9 protein-coding genes are annotated in these 7,576 nt (G+C 74.4%); 3 read left to right on the top strand and 6 right to left on the bottom strand.

Features of this window, described 5'->3' with window-relative positions:
* Window positions 1-48 precede the first annotated feature (48 nt).
* The 4 genes from mshC to LJ221_RS05680 form a co-directional block, all read right to left on the bottom strand.
* Window positions 49-1,278, bottom strand: a complete 1,230-nt coding sequence (gene mshC / locus LJ221_RS05695; protein WP_241714327.1) for a cysteine--1-D-myo-inosityl 2-amino-2-deoxy-alpha-D-glucopyranoside ligase — start codon at window positions 1,276-1,278, stop codon at window positions 49-51.
* A 145-nt stretch (window positions 1,279-1,423) separates the two neighbouring features.
* Window positions 1,424-2,326: an SCO1664 family protein gene (locus LJ221_RS05690; RefSeq protein ID WP_241714325.1), complete on the bottom strand. Its 903-nt coding sequence runs from the start codon at window positions 2,324-2,326 to the stop codon at window positions 1,424-1,426.
* Window positions 2,290-2,880 (bottom strand): DUF3090 domain-containing protein, encoded by a 591-nt coding sequence (locus LJ221_RS05685; protein ID WP_241714323.1) that lies wholly within the window; start codon window positions 2,878-2,880, stop codon window positions 2,290-2,292. The genes LJ221_RS05690 and LJ221_RS05685 overlap by 37 nt, the downstream gene beginning before the upstream one ends.
* Before the next feature lie 145 nt (window positions 2,881-3,025).
* A complete protein-coding gene (locus tag LJ221_RS05680) occupies window positions 3,026-3,727 on the bottom strand; it encodes a histidine phosphatase family protein (RefSeq protein ID WP_241714320.1) in 702 nt (233 codons plus the stop codon).
* Window positions 3,728-3,828: 101 nt separating this feature from the next.
* On the opposite strand from LJ221_RS05680, the gene LJ221_RS05675 reads away from it, so the two are divergent.
* A complete protein-coding gene (locus LJ221_RS05675; protein ID WP_374228386.1) occupies window positions 3,829-4,251 on the top strand; it encodes a CorA family divalent cation transporter in 423 nt (140 codons plus the stop codon).
* Here the strand turns inward: LJ221_RS05675 and LJ221_RS05670 are convergent.
* Window positions 4,229-5,023: a ferritin-like domain-containing protein gene (locus LJ221_RS05670; RefSeq protein ID WP_241714318.1), complete on the bottom strand. Its 795-nt coding sequence runs from the start codon at window positions 5,021-5,023 to the stop codon at window positions 4,229-4,231. The genes LJ221_RS05675 and LJ221_RS05670 overlap by 23 nt on opposite strands.
* 265 nt (window positions 5,024-5,288) lie before the next feature.
* Complete coding sequence (locus LJ221_RS05665) at window positions 5,289-6,341, bottom strand: LLM class F420-dependent oxidoreductase (protein ID WP_241714317.1); 1,053 nt, start codon at window positions 6,339-6,341, stop codon at window positions 5,289-5,291.
* A gap of 75 nt (window positions 6,342-6,416) precedes the next feature.
* Here LJ221_RS05665 and LJ221_RS05660 point away from each other — a divergent pair, with 75 nt between their 5' ends.
* Window positions 6,417-7,400, top strand: coding sequence for an aldo/keto reductase (locus LJ221_RS05660; protein ID WP_241714315.1), 984 nt, complete (start codon window positions 6,417-6,419; stop codon window positions 7,398-7,400).
* On the top strand, window positions 7,397-7,576 hold a 180-nt coding region (locus LJ221_RS05655; protein WP_241714313.1), incomplete at its 3' end, for a hypothetical protein. The genes LJ221_RS05660 and LJ221_RS05655, both read left to right, overlap by 4 nt.

Genomic DNA, 7,576 nt, shown 5'->3' with positions numbered 1-7,576 from the left:
CCCCCCCCCCACCATCACCGTCGTGTGCTCTGCCGCCTGCTCACGGGTTCAGAGCGCAACCCCCAGCAGAGCGTCCACGGCCCGCGAAACCAGGCCGGGCGCGCCGGTGTCCGTACCGCCGTCCGCCTCCTGGTGCTCGGCCCAGCGGTCGACCGCGGCCAGCGCGGCGGGGGCGTCGAGATCGTTGGCGAGGGCGGCGCGGATCTCCTCCACCAGCGCCTCGGCCGACGGACCGTCGGGGCGGGAGACGGCGGCCCGCCAGCGCCCGAGCCGGGCCACCGCCTCATCGAGGACCGCGTCCGTCCACTCCCAGTCGGCACGGTAGTGGTGGGCCAGCAGGGCCAGGCGGACGGCGGCCGGGTCGGTGCCGTCGCCGCGCAGCGCGCTGACGAAGACGAGGTTCCCCCTGGACTTGGACATCTTCTCGCCGTGGAGGGCGACCATCCCGGCGTGGACGTAGGCGCGGGCGAAGGGGTACCGGCCTGTGAACGCCTGGGCGTGCGAGGCGCCCATCTCGTGGTGGGGGAAGGCCAGGTCGGAGCCGCCGCCCTGGACATCGAAGCCCATGCCCAGGTGGTCCAGGGCGATGGCGACGCACTCGACGTGCCAGCCGGGGCGGCCGGGGCCGAGCGAGCCGCCGTCCCAGGAGGGCTCACCCTCACGGGCGGCCGTCCACAGCATCGGGTCGAGCGGGTTCTTCTTGCCCGGACGGTCCGGGTCGCCGCCGCGCTCGGCCGACAGGTGCCGCATCGTCCCGGCGTCCAGGCCGGACACCTCGCCGAAGTGGGGGTCGGAGGCGACGGAGAAGTAGACGTCGCCGTCGAGGTCGTAGGCGGCGCCGGTCTCCCGCAACCGCTCGATGACGGGAACGATCCGGGGTATGTACTCCACGGCTCCGATGTAGTGCCTGGGCGGGAGCATCCGCAGAGCGGTCATGTCCTCGCGGAAGAGGGCGGTCTCGCGCTCGGCCAGGGCCGTCCAGTCCTCACCGGTGGCGGCGGCCCGCTCCAGCAGCGGATCGTCGACGTCGGTGACGTTCTGCACGTAGTGGACCTGCCGCTTGGTGTCGAGCCACACGCGCTGCACGAGGTCGAACGCGTTGTAAGTCGCCGCGTGCCCGATGTGGGTCGCGTCGTACGGCGTGATGCCGCAGACGTAGAGGCGGGCGACGGGACCGGGGGCGAGGGTCACCCGTCCGCCGGTCGCGGTGTCGTGGAGGCTGAGGTCTCGGCCCTGACCTGGCAGGGCGGGCACCTCGGAAGCGGGCCAGGCATGCATGGTCATGAGCGTAACCGGCACGCGGTGCCGTCAACGAACGGGATGCGTGTAATGGCCTGAACCAGGGCCCGGGGCCGGCGCGGCCCACTTGACGGGGCACTGCCGCCGGGGCCGACGGGCCGGACCGGTGGATCGGACGGGCAGGTCAGACGGGCGGCCAGGGGATGGGTGGCCAGTCGCCGCCGGGCAGCGGGTGGCGGCCGGAGCCGGTCAGCGCTTCGGTCCGCTTGCGCAGGGCCTCCAGTTCGGCGGGGGTGATCAGTTCGGCCAGCCGGATGGCGAGCGGTGCGCCGTCGGCCAGCGCGGTGGACAGGCCGCGCAGCGGTTCCAGCGCCTCCCCGGGCAGCGGCTCGCCCGCCCAGCCCCACAGCAGGGTGCGCAGTTTGTCGTCGGTGTGGAAGGTCACACCGTGGTCGATGCCGTACAGCCGCCCGTCCGGGGCGGTCAGCAGGTGCCCGCCCTTGCGGTCCGCGTTGTTGATCACCGCGTCGAGGACGGCCAGCCGGCGCAGCCGGGGATCGTCGGCGTGCACCAGCAGCGCGGTACGGTCCCCGCCCACGCCGACCGGGACGACGGGCTTCCAGCCAGGGCCCGGCTCCCCCTCCTCCACCAGTGCGAGCAGCTCCCCGGGGGGGGGCCCCCCGCCTTCCTCCGGCTCCTCCGCCCCGTCCGGAGGGGGCCCGATCCACAGCTGGCACATGCCCTCGCCGTACGGGCCGTCGCGCAGCACGGTCGGCGGCACCAGATGCCAGCCCAGAGCCTCGGATACCTCGTAGGCGGCCACCTCGCGCCGGGCGAGGGAGCCGTCGGGGAAGTCCCACAGCGGGCGCTCCCCGCGCACCGGCTTGTAGACGCAGGGCACTCCCCGCACGCCGCCCCCGCCGTCCGGGTCCGCCTCCGCGACCGTGCAGTACAGCACCGCGTTGGAGGCGTCACCGAGGCGCCCGCGCACCGTCAGTTCACCGCGGGCCAGCAGTTCGGCCGACGGTGCGCCGGTGCCCGCCTCCGGCCTCACAGGCCGCGGCGGTATCCGTTCTGGCGCGGGCATACGTGTCCCTCCGGGTCGAGTGGCAGACTGCACAGCGGGCACGGCGGCCGGCCGGCCTTGACGACCTCCATGGCGCGTTTGGCGAAGGCCCGGGCCGTGGCGCCGCTGATCCTCACTCGTAGCACCGGCGGGCCGTTCTCGTCATCCCGCAGCAGCCTCTCCTCGGCCTCGGCCAGGTCCTCGTCGGAGTCGGCCTCGATCTCCACGAGGGCCTGCGCCTCCACGACCACGCACTCGTCCTCGCCGTCCCAGGCCAGCGCCATGGTGCCGACCCGGAACTCCTCATCCACCGGAGACCCCAGGGGGGCGTTGTCGGTGGTCCCGGCCGGCGCGACGGCCGGGACCGGGGCGCCGCCCCCGGTGCGCCGCACGACCTCGTCCAGCAGTTCGTCTATGCGCTCGGCGAGCGCCTCGACCTGCGCCTTCTCCAGGGCGACGCTGGTGGTGCGGCCTGCCTCGGACGCCTGGAGGAAGAACGTCCGGCGGCCAGGCAGCCCGACCGTGCCGGCCACGAAGCGTTCCGGATGGTCGTAGAGGAACACCTGACGGGACACGTCCTGCTCCATCGGGTCGACTGCTGGGACACTGGCACCCTACTGCGCCCGGCGATCACGGTGCCGACCACGGCGCCCGTCACCGTGTCCGCCGCCGTGCCGGGGGCGGACACCCGTGCGATGCGGCGGGCTTCCCCCGGCGCTCTCAGGCCCCGCCCCCGACGACCGCGCCGTCGTCGCCGGCCTGTGGCGCCCCGCGCACGGCGTCCGCCTCGCGCGGGGCGAGCGAGGCGAGGTCGCCGGTGTCGCCCAGCCGCAGCAGGAAGGGGCGCAGCGAGGTGTAGCGGATGGCGGTGACCGAGCAGGGTTCGACGTGGATGCGCTGGAAGAGGTCCAGGTGCATGCCGAGGGCGTCGGCGACCAGCGACTTGATGATGTCGCCGTGCGAGCACATCAGATAGGCGGCGTCCGGCCCGTGTTCCCGCTCGATCCGCTCGTTCCACTCCCGTACGGCCTCCACGGCCCGGGTCTGCATGCCGCGCATCGTCTCACCGCCGGGGAAAGCCGCGGCCGAGGGGTGCTGCTGGACGGTGGCCATCAGCGGTTCCTCGTTCAGCTCGGCGAGCTTGCGGCCGGTCCAGTCGCCGTAGTCGCACTCGCCGATGCGCTCATCGGTGTGCAGCGGCAGTTCCGGCCTGGCGGCGGCCAGCGGCGCCAGGGTCTGGCGGCAGCGCTCCAGCGGGCTGTGGACGGCGGCGGCCAGCGGGAGCGCCGCCAGGCGATCGGGGAGGGCGGCGGCCTGGGCGGCGCCGAGCTCCTCCAGCTCGACGCCGGGAGTGCGTCCGGCCAGCAGTCCGGAGGTGTTGGCGGTGGACCGGCCGTGCCGGACGAGGAGCAGCGTGGGCATGGCAGCCAGCGTAGGCGAGGCGGGCCGGGCCGAGGGGGGGCGGGGCAGGGAAGGGGTGGCCGTCGCACGCGCCGCCGGGCCGGCGGAGGAGAATCGTGGGTGTGATTGTGGACTGTGCGATCTACCGGGCCGGACGCCGCGCCGAGGGCCCCTCCGGGCTCACGGAGGCGTTCCGGGCGGCCCGGTCGGATCGCGACGCCTTCGTGTGGATCGGGCTGTACGAGCCCGCCGAGGAGGAGTTCGAGCAGGTCTCCCGTGAGTTCGGACTGCACCCGCTGGCGGTGGAGGACGCCCGGTCGGCCTATCTGGCACGGGTGGGCGTGCGGCAGAACGACGACATGCGCAAGATCTCGGCGTGGGCGGCCATGGCCGCGGTCCCCACCATGATCGCCGGGGTGTACGGCATGAACTTCGACCACATGCCCGAGCCGGCCCGCCCGCTGGGCTGTCCGGGGGTGGTGGTGCTGATGGTCACCGTGAGTGCCGGCCTGTACCGGCTCTTCAAGCGCCGGGGCCGGCTGTAGCCGTCTCGCACGGGAGCGCGGGCCCGGGCGGCGGGGGAAGCGGGTCCAGGCGCACCGCGCGACGCCGGCCCGTCAGCCGCTCGCGGGCGTACCGGGCCTGGACGTACCCCTCCAGGACCACCGACCTGGCCGTGCTCCATCCCAGCAGGTGGCCGGTGCGGGCCAGCACGGCGAGAGCCGCGTCGCGGTGGGCACGGGCCTCCGCCAGCGCGTTCTCCCTCAGCGCCAGCTCGACGGCGGCGACATGGCCGGCGCGGGCGAAGCCCAGCATCGCCGCGCGGCACCAGGCCAGGTACTCCCGTTCGGCACGGACGGCCTCCCGGGCCGTCTCGCCGGCCCCGGGACGGCCAAAGGTGTGCCCGGCCAGACGGCCGAACCAGGCGGCGGCCCGCGCCGAGGCGGCGTGTCCGTGGGCGAGGTGTGCGAGGACGTCCCGTTCACTCAGGGGCTGTCCGCACCGGATCCGGACATGTGCCGGACAGCTCCCCCGCCCCTCCAGGAGAGCTGCGTGGTCCGCCGCGGGCGGCACCTCGGCCGGTTCCAGACCGCAGGCGGCCAGCAGCCCGGTCAGCAGCCGGGCGTTCCCGCGCTGGAGCTCGCCGTACCGGGCCATCTCGGGGGCGAGGTCGCGCCGGCCCCGGGGGAGGAGGGCGGCGATCCTGCGGTTCTCCCCACCGTTGCGCTCCCCGGCCGCTGCGGCCAGGGAGCACAGCAGCCGGAAGGACGCGTCGTCCTCGAGGACCTCCCGCACCAGGTCCCTTCTGCGCAGCATGGCCCGACACCTTCCGTGGACGTTTCCGCGGAAGTCCGAGTCAACCGGTGCGGGCGTGCGGCGGCAACAGCTCACCCCCGTCCCTGCGCCGAACGGACCCGTCCGCCGCGCCGCGCGTAACTCCGGCGGCCCCCCGCCGTTGTGCCGGGAGACGGCCGTGGCGGGGAGGACCCTCGAGCCCCCGCCACGGCCGCGGGCACACCCCGGCATGAACGCCGCGCGGGGCGTGGGGGGGGGCGGGTGACTCCCCTGCCTCTCCGGGATCTCAGGAGGCGGTTCCGGACCGCTCCAGGGCCTCCACGCCGGCCCGCAGCGCGGCGATCCGCTCCTCCAGGGTGAAGCCCGCCGGAGTCAGCGACAGGGTGGTCACCCCGGCCTCGGCGTAGGCCCGCATCCGGTCGGCGATCCGCTCGACGGGGCCGAGCAGCGTGGTGGAGTCGATGAGCTGCCGGGGGACAGCGGCCGCGGCGCCCTCCTTGTCCCCGGACAGGTACTTCTCCTGGATCTCCACGGCCTCCTTCTCGTACCCCATGCGCCGGGCGAGCCGGTTGTAGAAGTTCTGCTTGCGGCTGCCCATGCCGCCGACGTACAGGGCGGTGTAGGGGCGGAAGGTGTCGGCCAGGGCGTCGATGTCGTCGCCGAGGGCCAGCGGCACGGTGGGCGCCACGTCGAAGCCCTCCATGGTCAGCCCCGCCTTCTCGCGGCCGGCGCGCAGCGCGCCGAGCGTGGTCTCCTCCGCGTGCTCGGGGGCGAAGAAGATCAGCAGAGCGCCGTCGGCGATCTCGCCGGTCTGCTCCAGGTTCTTCGGGCCGATGGCGGCGATGTACAGCGGGATCCGCTCGCGGACGGGGTGGACGGTCAGCTTCAGCGGCTTGCCGGGGCCGTCGGGCAGCGGCAGCGTCCAGTGCTCGCCGGAGTGGGTCAGCCGCTCGCGTGACATCGCCTTGCGGACGATCTCCACATACTCGCGTGTGCGGGCGAGCGGCTTGTCGAACCGCACCCCGTACCAGCCCTCGGACACCTGCGGCCCGGAGACGCCCAGCCCCAGGCGGAAGCGGCCCCCCGAGAGGGTGTCGAGAGTGGCGGCGGTCATGGCCGTCATGGCGGGGGCGCGGGCGGGGATCTGGAAGATGGCCGAGCCGACGTCGATCCGCTCGGTCCGGGCCGCCACCCAGGCCAGGACGGTGGGGGCGTCCGATCCGTAGGCCTCGGCGGCCCAGCACACGGAGTAGCCCAGCCGGTCGGCCTCCCGGGCGACCGCGAGATTGTCGGCGTCCATCCCGGAGCCCCAGTAGCCGAGGTTGATCCCGAGCCTCATCCGCGTCCCCTTACCGATCGGTAACGTGCCCGTCGCCGGGACTCTAGCGCGTGGCCGCAAGTACTCTCAACGCCCATGAAGCACAGGCACGTGGGCCGCACCGGCCTCCGCGTATCCCGGATCGGGCTCGGTACGCTCACCTGGGCGAGGGACACCGGGGAGCAGGAGGCGGCGGACCTGCTGAAGGCGTTCTGGGAGGCCGGCGGGACGCTGGTGGACACCGCCGATGTGTACGCCGACGGCGGCGCCGAGTACCTCCTGGGCCGGCTGGTGCAGGGCCTGGTGCCCCGCGGGGACCTGGTGATCGCCTCCAAGGCGGGTGGCGTGCCCGACCCGGAGCGCCGTTTTGACTGCTCGCGCGGCCATCTGCTGGCCGCGCTGGACGCCTCCCTGGAACGGCTGGGCACCGACCACGTCGATCTGTGGCAGGTCCACGCCTACGACCCCTCCACTCCTGTGGAGGAGACCCTCCAGGCCCTCGACACCGCGGTGGCCAGCGGCCGCGCCCGCTACGCGGGGGTGGCCGGCTTCTGCGGCTGGCAGCTGGCCAAGGCCGCCACCTGGCAGCTCGCCGCCCCGGGGACGCGCACCCGGCTGGCCGGCGTCCAGATGGAGTACTCCCTGCTCCAGCGCGGCGTGGAACGGGAGGTGCTGCCGGCCGCGCTGGACCTGGAGGTGGGACTGCTGGCGTCCTCGCCGCTGGGCCGGGGCGTACTCACGGGCAAGTACCGACGTTCCTCCCCGCCCGGCTCGCGCGGGGCCTCGGAGCACCTGGCGCCCTTCGTGGAGCCCTATCTGGACGACGCGGCGGCGCGGATCGTCGACGCGGTCGCCACGGCCGCCGACGGGCTGGCCGTCACCCCGCTCCAGGTGGCGCTGGCCTGGGTGCGCGACCGGCCCGGGGTGGCCGCACCGGTCATCGGCCCGCGTACGCCGCAGCAGCTCGGCGAGGCTCTGTCAGTGGAGAGCCTTACGCTTCCCGACGAGATCTGCCGGGCGCTGGACGACGTGTCGGCCCCGGTGCACCGCTACCCCGATCACGACTGGAGCACGCTGTGACCGCGTCCGGCGCCGACAACGCCGATCAGGCCCGCCAGACCTCCGACCCGGGCGACCCGGACAAGGCCGCCGAGCTCATGGCCGCCGTACGCGCCGTGGAAAGCGGCGAGCGCTCGGCCGCCGAGTTCTTCGCCGAGCCGAAGCCCGCGTCCCGGCCCCGGCGCACCGCGCCGGCC

The sequence above is a fragment of the Streptomyces sp. CNQ085 genome, assembly GCF_022614595.1.
In the GTDB taxonomy this organism is placed as follows: domain Bacteria; phylum Actinomycetota; class Actinomycetes; order Streptomycetales; family Streptomycetaceae; genus Streptomyces.
Note: the sequence above shows the minus strand (reverse complement) of the source record. Positions and strands in the feature narration are given on the sequence as shown.

Bases quoted from the DNA above. Each gene is read 5' to 3' on its own strand.
- mshC (WP_241714327.1), bottom strand. From the start codon at position 1,278: ATGCATGCCTGGCCCGCTTCCGAGGTGCCCGCCCTGCCAGGTCAGGGC.
- LJ221_RS05690 (WP_241714325.1), bottom strand. From the start codon at position 2,326: ATGCCCGCGCCAGAACGGATACCGCCGCGGCCTGTGAGGCCGGAGGCG.
- LJ221_RS05680 (WP_241714320.1), bottom strand. From the start codon at position 3,727: ATGCCCACGCTGCTCCTCGTCCGGCACGGCCGGTCCACCGCCAACACC.
- LJ221_RS05670 (WP_241714318.1), bottom strand. From the start codon at position 5,023: ATGCTGCGCAGAAGGGACCTGGTGCGGGAGGTCCTCGAGGACGACGCG.
- LJ221_RS05665 (WP_241714317.1), bottom strand. From the start codon at position 6,341: ATGAGGCTCGGGATCAACCTCGGCTACTGGGGCTCCGGGATGGACGCC.
- LJ221_RS05660 (WP_241714315.1), top strand. From the start codon at position 6,417: ATGAAGCACAGGCACGTGGGCCGCACCGGCCTCCGCGTATCCCGGATC.